This window comes from Pseudomonas sp. IAC-BECa141 (assembly GCF_020544405.1).
Lineage (GTDB): Bacteria > Pseudomonadota > Gammaproteobacteria > Pseudomonadales > Pseudomonadaceae > Aquipseudomonas.
Genome location: NZ_CP065410.1, coordinates 1575015 through 1590883, shown reverse-complemented (window position 1 = coordinate 1590883; position 15869 = coordinate 1575015). Strand labels below are relative to the sequence as shown.

Below are 15869 nucleotides of genomic sequence, written 5' to 3'. Positions count from 1 at the left end.
CCGGGCGGTTATCTGATGCTCTATCGCCGTTTCGAACAACTGATCGACATATTCCGCGATGCCCCGACTGCATCCCCGCCGGACCGCGTTCTGCCCTTCTATACCTATTACCTGAAGCAGGTCTGGCCGAGTTTCGCCGCCCTGCTGATCGTCGGCCTGTTCGGTGCATTGATCGAAGTGGCGCTGTTCAGTTACCTGAGCCGCATCATCGACCTCGCCCAGGGCACGCCCAACGTCGATTTCTTCAAAGTGCATGGCGCCGAACTGGCGTGGATGGCGGTGGTGGCATTGCTCCTTCGCCCTTTGTTCCTGGCCCTGCACGACATGCTGGTGCACCAGACCCTGAGCCCGAGCATGACCAGCATGATTCGCTGGCAGAACCACAGCTACGTGCTCAAGCAGAGCCTGAATTTCTTCCAGAACGACTTCGCCGGACGCATTGCCCAGCGCATCATGCAGACCGGCAACTCGCTGCGCGATTCAGCCGTGCAGGCGGTGGATGCGTTATGGCATGTGCTGATCTACGCGATCAGTTCGCTGGTGCTGTTCGCCGAGGCGGACTGGCGCCTGATGATTCCGCTGCTGACGTGGATCGCCGCCTACATCGGCGCGCTCTATTACTTCGTGCCACGGGTCAAGGACCGCTCGGTGGAAGCCTCCGATGCGCGCTCGAAACTGATGGGCCGGATCGTCGACGGCTACACCAATATCGCCACCTTGAAGCTGTTCGCCCACACCAATTTCGAACAGCATTACGCCCGCGAGGCGATCCAGGAACAGACTGAAAAAGCCCAAATGGCCGGCCGCGTGGTCACCAGCATGGACGTGGCGATCACCACCATGAACGGCCTGCTGATCGTCGGCACCACGGCGCTGGCCCTGTGGCTGTGGACGCAATCGCTGATCAGCGTCGGCGCGATCGCCCTGGCCACTGGCCTGGTGATCCGCATCGTCAACATGTCCGGCTGGATCATGTGGGTGGTCACCGGGATCTTCGAAAACATCGGCATGGTTCAGGATGGTCTGCAGACCATCTCGCAACCGGTCAGCGTCACCGACCGGGAGCAGGCCAAACCGCTGGCCGTGGCCCGTGGCGAAGTGCGTTTCGAGCACGTGGATTTTCACTACGGCAAGAAGAAAGGCATCATCGGCGACCTTAACCTGACCATCAAACCGGGCGAGAAAATCGGTTTGATCGGCCCGTCCGGCGCCGGCAAATCGACTTTGGTCAACCTGCTGCTGCGCCTCTATGACGTCGAAGGCGGGCGGATCCTGATCGACGGCCAGAACATCGCCGAAGTTGGCCAGGAAAGCCTGCGCGCACGGATCGGCATGATCACTCAGGACACCTCGCTGCTGCACCGCTCGATCCGCGACAACTTGCTGTACGGCAAGCCCGACGCCACCGACGCCGAGCTCTGGGAAGCAGTGCGCAAGGCCCGCGCCGATGAGTTCATCCCGCTGCTGACGGACGCCGAAGGACGCACCGGATTCGACGCGCATGTAGGCGAACGCGGGGTGAAACTGTCCGGTGGTCAGCGTCAGCGGATCGCGATTGCGCGGGTGCTGCTCAAGGACGCGCCGATCCTGATCATGGACGAAGCGACCTCGGCGCTGGACTCGGAAGTCGAAGCCGCGATCCAGGAGAGCCTGGAAACCCTGATGCAGGGCAAGACCGTGATCGCCATCGCCCACCGCCTCTCGACCATTGCCCGCATGGACCGACTGGTGGTGCTGGAAAACGGCAAGATCGCCGAAAGCGGCACCCACGCCGAACTGCTGGCCCATCGCGGCCTGTATGCGCGGTTGTGGGCGCACCAGACGGGAGGGTTTGTCGGCATCGACTGAACCGCGCTTCTGATCGTTCCCACGCGGACGGTTCGACGCCTCGACGTGGGAACGATCAACGTGAGATAAAACCGCCAGAGCCCTTTAACCACGGGCCCTGGCGGTTTTTTATCGCCTGCTGGAAATCCGCCCAAACCCTGCTGTACTGAGCCAAGGCTCCGGAACGGAACCTGTCGTAAATCTGCAGGGAAGCACCACTCGATCCAGTCTCGATAGCACGTCTATCAAGGACTCTCTCATGTCTCTGTTCAAACGTTCAGTTACTGAGTTGTTGGGTACGTTCTGGTTGGTTTTGGGCGGTTGCGGCAGTGCGGTAATCGCCGCGTCTTCACCATTGGGAATCGGCGTGCTGGGGGTCGCCCTGGCGTTTGGGCTGACGGTCTTGACCATGGCATTTGCCATCGGCCACATCAGCGGCTGCCACCTCAACCCGGCGGTGTCGGTCGGACTGTCCGTTGGCGGTCGATTCCCGCCCAAGGAGTTGCCCGCCTACATCATCGCCCAGGTGATCGGGGCGACTCTCGCGGCGGCGCTGATTGTCTACATCGGCAGTGGCAAGGAAGGCTTCGAAGTCGCCAACGGCCTGGCCTCCAACGGTTATGGCGAGCACTCGCCGGGCAAGTATTCGATGGCCGCAGGCTTCGTCACCGAACTGGTAATGACCGCCATGTTCGTGGTGATCATCCTCGGCGCCACCGACAAGCGCGCCCCGGCAGGACTGGCACCGATCGCCATCGGCCTGGCCCTGACGCTGATCCACCTGATCTCGATTCCGGTCACCAACACGTCGGTCAACCCGGCCCGCAGCACGGGACCGGCGCTGATGGTTGGCGGCTGGGCTATCGCGCAGCTGTGGATGTTCTGGGTCGCGCCGCTGCTCGGTGCGGTGGTCGGCGGCGTGCTCTATCGCTGGCTCGGCAAGGAAGACAGCTGAGGGTGCCGGCGAGGATCAGGCTTGCCGATACGGCAAGGCGTTCCTCGCCTCTTCGGCATAGGCCAGAACACCGGCGCGCTCCTGGTGCAGGAAGTCTTTGACCGCAGCTTTCAGACCGGGATGGCGCAGGTAATGCCAGGAATGGGTGATCACTGGTTCAAAGCCTCGAATCAGTTTGTGCTCGCCCTGGGCACCGGCATCGAAACGCTGAAAACCCTGGGCAATCGCATAGTCCATGCCCTGGTAGAAACAGGTCTCGAAATGCAGCCGGTCGAACTCGGCGAGGCATCCCCAATAGCGTCCGTAAAAACTGTCGCCGCCCACCAGACTGAACGCCATCGCCACCGGCCGTGAGCCTTGCCGGGCCAGCACCACGCGAATCGATTCCGGCATGCGCTCGGCCAGCAGACTGAAGAATTCCCGGGTCAGGTACGGCGCCTGCCGGCGCACTGCGTAGGTGTTGGCATAGCAGGCGTAGACAAAATCCCACTGCGCCTCGTCCAGCTCGCGCCCCTCCAGCCATTCGAACTCGAAGCCCTGCCCCGCCACTTGCTCGCGCTCCTTGCGCATCTGTTTGCGCTTGCGCGAGGCGAGCACGTCGAGGAAGTCCTGAAAGTCGCGGTAGCCGCGATTCTGCCAGTGATATTGACAGCCGATGCGTTGCAGCCAGCCCGGCTGCCCGGCCATGGCGGCATCGGTGAACGCGTCGGTGAAATTGATGTGGGCGCTGGAGAGCTCTTCGATTTCCAGATAGCCCGGCAGGCTCTTGAGCAGTTCGAATCCGTCCTCGACATTTGCCGCCAACAACCGTGGACCGCTGACCGGGCTGAACGGCACGGCGCTCAAGAACTTGGGGTAGTAATCGATGCCGGCCCGGGCGCAGGCATCGGCCCAGCCGTGATCGAACACGTATTCGCCATAGGAGTGCCACTTGCGATAACCGGGCAGCGCCGCGATCACGCGCCCCGCTTCAACGTGCAGCAGATGCTCCGCCTGCCAGCCCGTGTGCGGGCCGACGCTGCCGCTGTCCTCCAGCGAAGCCAGAAAGGCATGGCGCAGAAACGGCTGGTTTTGCGGTACCAGAACATCCCAGTCGGACGCAGGAATTTCCGACAGTTTGTGCAGACGTTGCAGCGGCATTTTCCTCTCCACTTTCGGGCGTGAACGCCCGGCGAGTATCGCTGATCGGCCTGGCCTTGCACACGACCAAATGCGCGACAGCGCTCTAGCTCAATAGTTCACGGAAGTTTTGCATCGTCATCAACCTGCCATCATCGCGCCACTGCTCTGTCATAAACCATCGCGATACTGGCGCCTGTTTTTAGAGCGCCGGGTTCTACCCGGACACTGTTTTCCGACCGTCAAACCGTCGGTTGTGCCCAGGATGGTTCAGCCATCCCCTCTCATCTTCGGAGATTGCTATGCGTCTTGCTTCCACGAAAACTGCGGCGGCCCTGTGCGGTGGCCTGTTGCTGGCCATGAGTGTACCGGCCAGTGCCGCAGTCGACGCCAAACTGCTCGACATGCTCAAGGCTAACGGTTCGATTTCCCAGGCGCAGTACGTTGAACTGCAAACAGAACTGGCCAAGGATCAGAAGGCCCAGCAAATCGCGCAGCAGGCGCAGCAAGAGACCAACGAGCAAATCGCGGCGACCGCGAAGAAAACCAACGAGCTCAGCAGTTTCGACCAGAAACTGGCCTGGGCCGCCAAGACCCAGTTCAAGGGCGACGTGCGTATTCGTCAGGAGACCATCAAGATCGACGGCGAACCGAACAACGGTGGCCGCGACAAGGATCGCCAGCGCATTCGTGCCCGTCTGGGTGCCTACACCGAGATCAACCCGCAAGTCGACACCGGCATCCGTATCGCCACCGGCGGCGGCGACGACGCCCGTTCGACCAACCAGGACCAGGACAACTACTTCGACAAGAAGCAGATCTGGCTCGACCTCGGCTACATCGACTACCACCCGGACCAGATCAAGAACCTGCACATCATCGGCGGCAAGATGCTGCAACCGTGGGTGAGCATGGGCGACGTGATCTGGGACAGCGACATCAACCCGGAAGGTCTGGCCGTTACCTACAAGTATCCATTGGGCAGCAGCGTCGAGCTGTTCGGCAGCCTGGGTAACTACAACCTCAAGGACAACGTCGACGGCGACGGCGTGCAATTCCGTCACGATCTGCGCCTGACCGCCGGCCAGCTGGGTAGCCGCTTCGCCATCACCGACAACCTGAAACTGACCCTGGGCGGCAGCGTCTACGCCTACCAGAACGACGAAGACAGCCGTTGCACCGGTACCTCCACGCCATGCGCCCTGGCCGTCAACGGCAACTCGGCGAACAACGAATTCCGGCTGTACGAAGGCTTCAGCCAGGTCGACATCGGTGGCCTGCCAATGCCGCTGTCGTTCTACGGTCAGTACGTGAAAAACAACGATGCAGTGACCGATCAGGACACCGCATGGCTGGTGGGTGCCAAGTCGAAAGTCTTCGGCCTGAACCTCGACTACAACTATCGTGACGTGCAGCGCAACGCTGTGGTCGGTGCCTTCACCGATTCGGACTTCGCCAACGGCACCACCGGCTCCCGTGGCCACAAGTTCAAGGTCGGTTACGACATCGACAAGAACTTCGCCATCGGTGCGACTTACTTCCTGACCAAGGCCGACTTCTCCAGCCGTACCCAGCGTGATGCAGACACCAACACCCTGCAGCTGGACGCGGAAGCGAAGTTCTAAGCAACCCGGCAACAGACTTCAAACGATGGGTTGTGCCTTAGGTTCCATCGTTTGAAGAGGCTTCAACAGACTGGCGCGGCCGCAGCGATCCCCATCATCCGTTCGCTGCGGCCGCGCCAGCCTGTGTTTTCAGGATCGATGCTTGCGCCGCAGCTCAGCCAACTGCTCGGCCAGCGCGTCCACGCCCTCTTCCGGCTTCTGCGGCATCGCCCGTAACGTCGCCTGCATCAAACGCATCTGGCGAATGAAACGCCGGCAGTTGCGACAGAACATCAGGTGATGACGCACCATCAGTTTTTCGCGAAAGCTCAATTGGCCATCGAGATAATCGCTGGACCGCGCTACTTGCTCCTTGCACGTCAACATTCGCCGGTCTCCTCAAAATGCTCCACGGTCGCGAAGACCTTCAAGCGTGCTCGATGCAGCAGCACGCGGACATTGGAGAGCGAGATCTCCAGAAGATTACAGATTTCCTCCAGCTCCAGGCCCTGCCGCTCACGAAGCGACAGCACGCTGCTTTGCAATTGCGACAGGCTCGACAGCGTGTGCTCAAGGCATTCACGCAGCTCGCCTTCGGTCAGCAGCGCTTCGGGTGTGTCCTGGTGCCAGGCGAACGGTGCGACCAGCCAGTGGCCGTCGCCGGGAGAAAAACGATCGTCGTCGATGGTGCCGTGGGGTGACGGCAGATCATCCAGCAACACTTCGCGACGATTGAGTTTGTAGCGGCTCTTGGCCGAGTTGGCAGTGATGGTCAGCAACCAGGTCTTGAGGCTGGAGCGCCCCTCGAAACGGCCGATATTGCGCACCACCGACAGCCACGCGTCCTGTACCACTTCTTCGACATGGCGCTGGCCGACAATCGCGTAGGCCACCGCGCGCATGGGGCTTTGATAGGTACTGACCAGTTCCTTGAAGGCTTTCTGTTCGCCTGCCAACAACCGTTCGAGCAGTTGTGTGTCGTCAACCGCCATCCATCAATCCCCTTTTCCCCGCCCGAAAATGATTGCGGCAGGAGGTCGCTTGAAGCGACGTCCTGCCGCAGTCTCCGAAAGTTACAGCGTTCTCGCTGATTCGGATGCAGGAAAGATTAGCGCGATTAAGAGGACATGAACGAGTCCACTCAACGTTTGCGCAGAATCACGCTGCCGATCGAGTAACCGGCACCGAACGAGCTCAGTACCGCCAGCGAACCGGCCGCCAGATCGTCCTGATATTTGTGGAACGCGATCACCGAACCGGCGGAGCTGGTGTTGGCGTAGGTGTCGAGAATCACCGGGGCTTCTTCTTCGGTGGCTTCGCGGCCCAGCAGCTTGCGCACGATCAAGTGGTTCATGCTCAGGTTGGCCTGGTGCAGCCAGAAGCGCTTCACGTCACCGACGTTAAGCTTGTTCTCTTCCAGATGCTCGCCGATCAGCTCGGCCACCATCGGACAGACGTCCTTGAACACCTTGCGGCCTTCTTGCACGAACAGTTTGTCGCGGGCGCCAATGCCCTCTTCCGCTGCGCGGTTGAGGAAGCCGAAGTTGTTGCGGATGTTGTTGGAGAACTTGGTCAGCAGTTTGGTGCTGACCACGTCGAACTGATGTTTCGACGTTGCCAGATCGGCACGCTCGATGATCACGGCAGTGGCGGCATCACCGAAGATGAAGTGGCTGTCGCGGTCACGGAAATTCAGGTGACCGGTGCAGACTTCCGGGTTGACCATCAGGATCGCCCGGGCCTGGCCCAGTTGCACGGTGTTGGCCGCTTGCTGGATGCCGAAGGTCGCCGACGAGCAGGCAACGTTCATGTCGAAACCGAAACCCTGGATGCCCAGCGCTTCCTGGACTTCGATGGCGATCGCCGGGTAGGCGCGCTGCAGGTTGGAGCAGGCGACGATCACGCCGTCGATGTCGGCGGCAGTCTTGCCGGCACGTTGCAGGGCTTGTTCGGCAGCGCCGATGGCCATCTGGCAGAGCACCGACCATTCGTCGTTGGAACGCTCCGGCAGGCGTGGCGTCATGCGCGCAGGGTCGAGGATGCCGTCCTTGTCCATGACAAAGCGGCTCTTGATGCCGGAAGCTTTTTCGATGAACGCGGCGCTGGACTCGGTCAGGGCCTGGACTTCACCGCTGGCGATGGCCTCGGCGTTGTCCGCGTTGAACTGGGCGACATAGGTATTGAAAGACTGCACCAGCTCTTCGTTGGAGATGCTGTTGGCCGGGGTATACAGGCCGGTGCCGCTGATGACGACGTTATGCATGGTCGTTTCTCTAATCTGTTCAGGCAGAAAATGCTGGCACCGACGTGCCAACACGCAAAGGGTCCATTCCCGTATCAAGGGACGCAAAAACCTGGCATCGCTTTATTCCGACCTCGCCCGCGGTTGAGAAGGCTCAAAACCGCGGGGCCGGCGTTTATAGGCGCGAAGTTTGCCATAAACCCGAGGTTTTGGCGCCTTTTGCTGATCGTTCCCACGCTCTGCGTGGGAATGCAGCCAGGGACGCTCCGCGTCCCAAAAGCGGACGCAGAGCATCCGTGGAAGCGCTACCACGCAGAGCGTGGGAGCGATCAGGCACTCGCTAGGGTTCTACCTGGCTCCACTGCTTGTTCAGCCGTTTGTCGGAGATCGGCACTTTCGTTCCCAACTGCTGGGCAAACAGCGAAACCCGATACTCCTCCAGCCACCAGCGATACAGCTCAAGCTGCGGATCACGTTTGCCTTCCTGTGCATGTTTGGCGACGCGGGTCTGGTATTGCGTCCAGAGCCCGGCAAGTTCGCCGCTCCACACTCGATCCTTCTGCACCTGCGCGCCCAGCTTCTCGAAACGCTGTTCGACCGCTTTCAGGTAACGCGGCAACTCCTTGAGCCACACCATCGGCGTTTCCCGGACGAAGCCCGGATACACCAGATGACTGAGCTGCTGCTTGATGTCGTTAAGCGCTACCGCCTGGGCCAGATCGATCTTGCCCTTGAAGCGCTTTTGCAGACCGTGCCAGAGCTTGAGGATTTCCAGGGTCAGGCGTGCCACCCGCTCGGCGTGCTCGGTCCAGTTGCCGCGTTTGCGCTCAGCCAGTGCCGCCAGCCCGGCGCCGTCACGCGGCAACGGGTCTTCGCCATCGAGAATGCAGCTGTCGAGGCTGGCCAGCAGAATGTCTTCCACCAGCGCATCGACCCGACCCAGTTCGCGGTACAGCAGGCCCAGTTCGGTCAGGCCCGGCAACTTGCCGCGCAGGAACTTCGCAGGTTCAGCCAGTTGCTGCATCAGCAGGCGCTGCAAGGCGCGGCGATGCTGGAATTCGGCTTCGGCCGGGGTCGAGAAACGACCCTCCTTGACCGTACCGCCCTCTTCCACCAACGCCGGGTACACCGTCATCGACAGCCCGGCAATCTTCTGCTGAGTCTTTTCCGCCACCGGCGCGAAGACCTTGGCCTCCACCGGTTGCTGGCTCTTCGCGCTCTGCGGCACGGCCAAAGCAGCCTGGCTGGCTTCAGCGAAACGCGCGGTCAGCTCCGCCAGATCCCGTCCTTCGCCGAGGAACTTGCCTTGGCCATCGACGATTTCCAGGTTCATCCGCAAATGGCTTTCAACCTGCTGCGCCGCTTCGGCCCAGGCTTCGTCGCTGACCCGCGCGCCGGTCATGCGCAGCAGTTCACGGCCCAGCGCCTGCGGCAACGAACCTTCGGCAAAGGTCATGCGTTGCAGCGCGGCCTTGATGAAGTCCGGTACCGGCACGAAGTTTTTGCGCAAGGCCTTGGGCAGGTTGCGCACCAGCGCAATGCACTTGGCCTCGATCAGCCCCGGCACCAGCCATTCCAGACGTTCCGGCGGCAGCATCGGCAACAGCGGCGCCGGCACCCGCAGGGTCACGCCGTCACGCGGGTGGTTCGGTTCGAAGTGATAACTCAGGGCCAGTTCCAGATCGCCGATGTGCAGGGTATCCGGGTAATGCTGCGCGGTGACTTCGCTGGCTTCGCGCGCCAGCACGTCTTCCTCGCGCATGATCAGCAACTGCGGGTCTTTCTGGCTGTTGACCCGATACCAACTGTCGAACGTTGCGGTCTGGTGAATCTCCGCCGGCAGTCGCGCGTCGTAGAACGCGTAAAGGGTTTCTTCGTCGGCCAGAATGTCCCGCCGGCGGGCCTTGGCTTCCAGTTCGTCGAGCTGTTCGAGCAATTGCTTGTTGGCGCTCAGGCATTTGGCCCGTGACTGAATCTCGCCCCGCACCAGGCCTTCACGGATAAACAGCTCCCGCGAAACCACCGGATCCACCGGGCCGTAATGCACCGGTCGCCGGCCGACCACGATCAGCCCGAACAGAGTGATCTGTTCGAACGCGACGACCTGGCCGCGCTTCTTCTCCCAGTGCGGTTCGAAGTGGTTCTTCTTGATCAGGTGCCTGGCCAGCGGTTCGATCCAGTCGGCGTCGATCTTCGCCACCATGCGCGCGTACAGCTTGGTGGTTTCCACCAGTTCGGCGGTCATTACCCACTGCGGGCGCTTCTTGCCGATGCCCGACGACGGATGAATCCAGAACCGCCGCTGACGGGCGCCAAGGTAATCGCCGTCTTCGGTTTTCTGGCCGATCTGGCTGAGCAGGCCGACCAGCACCGCTTTGTGCAGTTTCGGATAATCCGCCGGCTCCTTATTCAGGCTCAGCTGCAAGTCGCGGCAGATCAGGCTCAACTGACGATGGGAATCGCGCCACTCGCGCAGGCGCAGGTAGTTGAGGAAATTCTTGCGGCACCAGTTACGCAGCGGGCTCGCCGTCAGCGCCTGGCGCTGCTCTTCAAAACCGCGCCACAGATTGACCAGAGCAGCAAAGTCCGAATCGGCGTCCTTCCACTGCGCGTGGGCCTGGTCAGCCGCCTGCTGACGCTCCGGCGGACGCTCGCGCGGGTCCTGAATCGACATGGCGCTGGCGACGATCAGCACTTCCTGCAAACTGCCGAGCTTCGCCGCTTCGAGCAGCATGCGGCCCATGCGCGGGTCCACCGGCAGGCGCGCCAGTTGACGACCAAGCGGGGTTAACTGATTGTTGCGATCCACCGCCGACAATTCTTGCAGCAGGTTGAAACCGTCGCTGATCGCCTTGCCGTCCGGCGGCTCGATGAACGGGAACGCGGTGATCTCGCCGAGGCGCAGATGGAGCATCTGCAAAATAACCGCCGCGAGGTTGGTGCGCAGGATTTCCGGATCGGTAAATTCCGGACGACCGAGGAAATCCTCTTCGCTGTACAAGCGCACACAGATGCCCGGCTCGACCCGGCCGCAGCGACCTTTACGCTGGTTGGCGCTGGCCTGGGAGATCGCTTCGATCGGCAGGCGCTGGACCTTGGCGCGATAGCTGTAGCGGCTGATGCGCGCAGTGCCGCTGTCGATCACGTACCGGATGCCCGGCACGGTCAACGAGGTTTCGGCAACGTTGGTCGCCAGCACCACGCGACGTCCCGGATGCGACTGGAAGATCCGCTGTTGTTCGGCCGGCGACAGGCGCGCGTACAACGGCAGGATTTCGGTGTGCTTGAGCTGGGCCTTGCGCAGCATGTCGGCGGCGTCGCGAATCTCGCGCTCGCCGGGCAGGAACACCAGCACATCGCCAGGACTGCGGCGTTCGCTGCGTTCATACGCGGCGATTTCGTCGAGGGTGGCGAGGATCGCCTGATCCACGGTCAGGTCGTCCTCGACGCGGTTGCCCTCTTCGTCCTGCTCCAGGGTCAGCGGGCGATACCAGGTTTCCACCGGGAAGGTGCGGCCGGACACTTCGACAATCGGCGCATCGTCAAAGTGCTTGGAAAAGCGCTCCAGATCGATGGTCGCCGAGGTGATGATGACTTTCAGGTCCGGGCGACGCGGCAGCAGGGTTTTCAGGTAACCGAGCAGGAAATCGATGTTCAGACTGCGTTCGTGGGCTTCGTCGACGATGATCGTGTCGTAGCGTTCGAGGTAGCGGTCGTTCTGGGTTTCCGCCAGCAGGATGCCGTCGGTCATCAACTTGATCAGGGTGTTGGAATCGCTCTGATCTTCAAAGCGCACCTGATAGCCGACCAGCGCGCCCAGCGGCGTGCCGAGCTCCTCGGCAACCCGGCTGGCCACACTGCGCGCCGCGATCCGGCGAGGCTGGGTGTGACCGATCAGGCCATGTTGGCCGCGACCGATCTCCAGGCAGATTTTCGGCAACTGGGTGGTTTTACCCGAGCCGGTTTCGCCGGCGATGATCAGCACCTGATGCTTTTCCAGCGCCTTTTTGATTTCGTCACGCTTGGCCGCAATCGGCAGGCTGTCGTCGTAACGGATCACCGGCAGGCTGGCCTTGCGCGCCAGCACCTGATCGCAGGACGCCTGCATGCGCGCCACCCACTGGGCCAGCTTGGCCTCGTCGGGTTTCTTGCGCAGCTCAAGCAATTGCCGCCGCAGCCGGTGGCGGTCGGCGAGCATGGCGTGATCGAGGTTTTTCAGCAGTTTGTCGATGGAGGGCGATTCGTCGGTCATCGGGTACGCAATTCGGTCGTCTAGTGGCGCAAGGACGCGATTGTCGCAGATTTACGCCTGACTGTGATCGTTCCCACGCAGAGCCTGGGAACGATCAGTAACAGGTTATTCGTTATCGAGGCCTTTACGACGGTAAGGGAAAACATCGATCACTTTCCCGGCCCTGATCGCCTCCTGCAGTCCCTTCCAGTAATCGGCGTTGTACAACTCGCCATGCAACTGATCGAACAGTTTGCGCTGCTTGGTATCGGCAAACAGAAACGGCGGAAACTCTTCGGGAAAAACGTCCAGCGGCCCGATCGAGTACCACGGCTCGGAGGCCATTTCGTCCTCAGGCGTGCGCGGTGCCGGGATGTGGCGGAAATTGGCTTCGGTGAGGAAACAGATTTCGTCGTAGTCGTAGAACACCACCCGACCATGGCGGGTGACACCAAAGTTCTTCAGCAGCATGTCGCCCGGGAAGATGTTGGCTGCCGCCAGTTGCTTGATCGCCAGGCCATAGTCTTCCAGTGCTTCGCGCACCTGGGCTTCACTGGCATTGTCGAGGTAGAGGTTCAGCGGCGTCATCCGGCGCTCGGTCCAGCAGTGGCGGATCAGTACGGTTTCACCTTCCAGCGACACCGTGGACGGCGCAACTTCCAGCAATTCCGCCAGGCACGCCGGCTCGAACTTGCTCAGGGGAAAACGGAAGTCGGCGAATTCCTGCGTATCGGCCATGCGCCCGACGCGGTCGACGCTTTTTACCAGTCGATACTTCTCGATCACCGTGGCGCGGTCGACGTTTTTCGACGGCGAGAAGCGGTCCTTGATGATCTTGAACACGGTGTTGAAGCCCGGCAACGTGAACACGCTCATGACCATGCCACGCACGCCAGGCGCCATGATGAACTGGTCGTCGGTATTGGCCAGGTGATTGATCAGGGCACGGTAGAACTCGGACTTGCCGTGCTTGTAGAAGCCGATCGAGGTGTACAGCTCGGCGATGTGCTTGCCCGGCAGGATGCGCTTGAGGAATCCGATAAACTCCGCCGGCACCGGCACATCAACCATGAAATACGAACGGGTGAAGGAGAAGATGATCGACACCTCCGCTTCGTCGGTGATCAATGCGTCGATCTGAATCCCGCGCCCCTCGCGGTGCAGCAGCGGAATCACCAGCGGCCATTGATCGTCGTTGGTGTAGATGCGTCCGACCAGGTACGCGCCCTTGTTGCGGTACAGCACCGAGGAAAACAGCTCGACGCTCAGCTCTGGATCCTTGCACACCCAGTCCGGCAGATTCTCGCGCAGTTGCGCTTCCAGACGCTGCAAGTCGCCGGGCAGATCGGCATAGGCCTCGCTGAAGCGGTAATCGGCAAAGATGCTCGCGAGCATGCCCGATATCTGCCCTTGCGGTTTATAGGTGCGTGTTTGCGCGGCTCGTGCCCGGCGCAGGCTCGGGCGCGTCGTGTGGATGAACATGCAACCGTCGCTGATCAGGTCGTGGCTGAACAGGCTGCAGAAAATCGAGTTGTACCAGGTCTCGGACAGCTCATCGTCAAAACGCAGGTCGATGATGCTGATGTAGGCGCTTTTCACCAGTGGCCAGCAGGTGACGTCCATCAAGGTGTCCGGCTCGAAATATTCGCGCAGGCGGGCGACGGTTTCACCGACCTTTTCTTCGTAGAGGTTGATCCGCGCGGCCGACGCCGTTTGCGTGTCCTGCCAGCGGGCCTGCTCGAAGCGCTCCCGGGCGCCGTCGGTGATTCGCCGGAAATGCTCGCGGTAATCGTCAAAGCCATCGAGGATCAGGCGGGCGATTTCGGTGGCTGGCCATTGCTGCGGCATAGATGAGACCTCTGCGGGAATTGGAGAATCTGTGCTCGAAGGCCTGAGCTTAGCCACGGAAGCGGGCGCAGGAGAAGCGCAATTTCTGCCAAATCCTCGACCGGGTTGTACAGCGACACAGTTTTTATCAAAGTTTTTTTAATCGACCGTTTGGTCAATTAACGTCTCGCACCGCTCTCTGACCATCCCGGCGCCAGCCCGCGGTTTCGTTGGGGTTGGGATCCAATTGCTCAGCGACATCTCTAGTTCGCGGCTTTCCCTGATTGACCACGCCTGCCGACTTCGTGCGGCCTCGAATATCAGTCCGGCCTTACCAAGATGATGGCACTTTGATATACACCCCGCCATTACCCGCCTCACAACAAGATCCTCGGTTCACGAGGACATCCTCTCTCTCATCCTAAGGAGCACATTGATGTCTATCCGGAATCTGCGTATCGGTTTGCGCGCCAGTTTGTGTTTTGCCGTTCTGGCCAGTCTGCTGGTGGTGGTCGGCCTGTTCGGGCTGGGCCAGATGAAAACCCTGCGCGAGAGCGCGGCGGTGATCGAGGAGTCGTGGATGCCCAGCATCGAAAGCATCCATGACACAGCGGCTAACATCGCCAGCATCCGTCTCGAATCCCTGCGCCTGATCACCAGCACTCAGGCGGCCGTTCGCGAACGCAGCAAGGGCCTGCTTACCGTGCAACGCCAGGAACTGCTCAAGCGCCTCGACGACCACAAAGCCCTGATCACCAGCGATCAGGAACAGACGATGCTGGAAGGTCTGAGCGCCGATACGGCCAAGTACTTGAGCATCCTCGACCAGATCATCAAACAGATCGACGCCGGACAGAACGAACAGGCCTACACGCGCCTGAACAATGAACTGGCGCCGCAGGGCACGGTGCTCGACAAAACCCTGGAGCAGATGATCACCCTCAATCAGCAGGGCGCGGATGCCGCGGCCAAGTCCGCAGCGGCGATGTATCAGCAGGCGCTGTGGATTGTCGCCACGATCATCGTCATCGCCCTGATTGCCACGTTACTGCTGGCCTGGCTGCTGACACGCAGCATCACCGCGCCGATCAATCAGGCGCTGAACGTGGCACGGCGAATTGCTTCGGGAGACCTCAGCGGTCGCATCGACAGCGACGGCCGGGACGAAGCGGCGCAGTTGCTCACGGCGCTGGCCGAAATGCAGGGCAATCTGCGCTCGACCATTCGCGGCATCAGCGAGTCGGCCCAACAACTGGCCTCCGCCGCCGAGGAAATGAGTTCGGTGATGGAACAGAGCACCCGCGGCCTGCAACAGCAGAACGACCAGATCGAGCAAGCCGCCACGGCGGTCACTGAAATGAGCACGGCGGTCGATGAAGTGGCCGCCAATGCGGTGTCCAGCGCCGAGGCGTCCGAAGCCTCGAACGAGGACAGCAAGCACGGGCATGTGCAGGTCAGTGAGACCATCAGTTCGATTCAGGAACTGGTCAGCGCCGTGCTCGGCGCCTCCGAACAGGCCGAGGGCCTTGCGACTCAGGCCCAGGACATCAGTAAGGTTCTGGAGGTGATTCGCGGCATCGCCGGGCAGACCAATCTGTTGGCCCTGAACGCCGCCATTGAAGCGGCGCGGGCCGGTGAGGCCGGACGCGGGTTTGCGGTAGTCGCCGACGAGGTTCGCTCGCTGGCCCAGCGCACGCAGAACTCCACCGAAGAAATCGAGCTGATGATCAGCAGCATCCAGCAAGGCACCGGAGCCACCGTCGATGCATTGCAAAACAGCGCCGAGCAGGCCAGCCAAACCCTGCGCCGTGCCAACAGCGCCGGCCATGCACTGGAGAAAATCACCGCGTCGATCTCGCAGATCAACCAGCGCAATCTGGTCATCGCCAGCGCCGCCGAGCAACAGGCGCTGGTGGCCCGGGAAGTCGACGAGAACCTGGTGACCATCCGCGATCTGTCGACCCAGACCGCTGCCGGAGCAACCCAGACGTCTGCCGCCAGTCAGGAACTGTCGCGGCTGGCCGTCGACCTCAACGGCCTAGTGACGCGTTTCGTGATCTGATC

General features: G+C 61.3%; 10 protein-coding genes. 4 read left to right on the top strand and 6 right to left on the bottom strand.

Going from position 1 to position 15869, the window contains the following annotated elements:
- Positions 1 to 15 precede the first annotated feature (15 nt).
- Positions 16 to 1848 (top strand): ABC transporter ATP-binding protein, encoded by a 1833-nt coding sequence (locus I5961_RS07220; RefSeq protein WP_085703797.1) that lies wholly within the window; start codon positions 16 to 18, stop codon positions 1846 to 1848.
- Between the two features lie 238 nt (positions 1849 to 2086).
- Positions 2087 to 2782 carry an aquaporin Z gene (gene aqpZ, locus I5961_RS07215; protein WP_085700645.1) on the top strand — a complete coding sequence of 232 codons (696 nt, stop codon included), beginning with the start codon at positions 2087 to 2089 and terminating at the stop codon, positions 2780 to 2782.
- Positions 2783 to 2797: 15 nt separating this feature from the next.
- Here aqpZ and I5961_RS07210 read toward each other — a convergent pair whose 3' ends face one another.
- The gene (locus I5961_RS07210; RefSeq protein ID WP_085700644.1) at positions 2798 to 3922 is read right to left on the bottom strand and encodes a GNAT family N-acetyltransferase; all 1125 of its coding nucleotides are present in this window, start codon (positions 3920 to 3922) and stop codon (positions 2798 to 2800) included.
- A 281-nt stretch (positions 3923 to 4203) separates the two neighbouring features.
- On the opposite strand from I5961_RS07210, the gene I5961_RS07205 reads away from it, so the two are divergent.
- Positions 4204 to 5526: a putative porin gene (locus tag I5961_RS07205; protein WP_011332954.1), complete on the top strand. Its 1323-nt coding sequence runs from the start codon at positions 4204 to 4206 to the stop codon at positions 5524 to 5526.
- A 129-nt stretch (positions 5527 to 5655) separates the two neighbouring features.
- Here I5961_RS07205 and I5961_RS07200 read toward each other — a convergent pair whose 3' ends face one another.
- The 5 genes from I5961_RS07200 to aceK form a co-directional block, all read right to left on the bottom strand.
- The gene (locus I5961_RS07200) at positions 5656 to 5892 is read right to left on the bottom strand and encodes an anti-sigma factor family protein (protein WP_085700642.1); all 237 of its coding nucleotides are present in this window, start codon (positions 5890 to 5892) and stop codon (positions 5656 to 5658) included.
- Entirely contained in the window at positions 5886 to 6497 is a 612-nt protein-coding gene (locus I5961_RS07195; protein ID WP_085700641.1) for an RNA polymerase sigma factor, read from the bottom strand. The genes I5961_RS07200 and I5961_RS07195 overlap by 7 nt, the downstream gene beginning before the upstream one ends.
- Before the next feature lie 149 nt (positions 6498 to 6646).
- Entirely contained in the window at positions 6647 to 7768 is a 1122-nt protein-coding gene (locus I5961_RS07190) for a beta-ketoacyl-ACP synthase III (protein WP_085700640.1), read from the bottom strand.
- 319 nt (positions 7769 to 8087) lie between these two features.
- Positions 8088 to 11999: an ATP-dependent RNA helicase HrpA gene (gene hrpA / locus I5961_RS07185; RefSeq protein WP_227234762.1), complete on the bottom strand. Its 3912-nt coding sequence runs from the start codon at positions 11997 to 11999 to the stop codon at positions 8088 to 8090.
- A 105-nt stretch (positions 12000 to 12104) separates the two neighbouring features.
- On the bottom strand, positions 12105 to 13826 hold the full coding sequence (aceK, locus tag I5961_RS07180; protein ID WP_227234760.1) for a bifunctional isocitrate dehydrogenase kinase/phosphatase: 1722 nt from the start codon (positions 13824 to 13826) through the stop codon (positions 12105 to 12107).
- 415 nt (positions 13827 to 14241) lie between these two features.
- Between aceK and I5961_RS07175 the strand changes: the two genes are divergently transcribed.
- Positions 14242 to 15867: a methyl-accepting chemotaxis protein gene (locus I5961_RS07175; protein ID WP_085700636.1), complete on the top strand. Its 1626-nt coding sequence runs from the start codon at positions 14242 to 14244 to the stop codon at positions 15865 to 15867.
- Positions 15868 to 15869 lie beyond the last annotated feature (2 nt).

Coding starts and splice junctions, on each gene's coding strand:
- I5961_RS07195 (WP_085700641.1), bottom strand. CDS start 6,497: ATGGCGGTTGACGACACACAACTGCTCGAACGGTTGTTGGCAGGCGAA.
- I5961_RS07175 (WP_085700636.1), top strand. CDS start 14,242: ATGTCTATCCGGAATCTGCGTATCGGTTTGCGCGCCAGTTTGTGTTTT.
- aqpZ (WP_085700645.1), top strand. CDS start 2,087: ATGTCTCTGTTCAAACGTTCAGTTACTGAGTTGTTGGGTACGTTCTGG.
- I5961_RS07200 (WP_085700642.1), bottom strand. CDS start 5,892: ATGTTGACGTGCAAGGAGCAAGTAGCGCGGTCCAGCGATTATCTCGAT.
- I5961_RS07210 (WP_085700644.1), bottom strand. CDS start 3,922: ATGCCGCTGCAACGTCTGCACAAACTGTCGGAAATTCCTGCGTCCGAC.
- I5961_RS07190 (WP_085700640.1), bottom strand. CDS start 7,768: ATGCATAACGTCGTCATCAGCGGCACCGGCCTGTATACCCCGGCCAAC.
- hrpA (WP_227234762.1), bottom strand. CDS start 11,999: ATGACCGACGAATCGCCCTCCATCGACAAACTGCTGAAAAACCTCGAT.
- aceK (WP_227234760.1), bottom strand. CDS start 13,826: ATGCCGCAGCAATGGCCAGCCACCGAAATCGCCCGCCTGATCCTCGAT.
- I5961_RS07205 (WP_011332954.1), top strand. CDS start 4,204: ATGCGTCTTGCTTCCACGAAAACTGCGGCGGCCCTGTGCGGTGGCCTG.
- I5961_RS07220 (WP_085703797.1), top strand. CDS start 16: ATGCTCTATCGCCGTTTCGAACAACTGATCGACATATTCCGCGATGCC.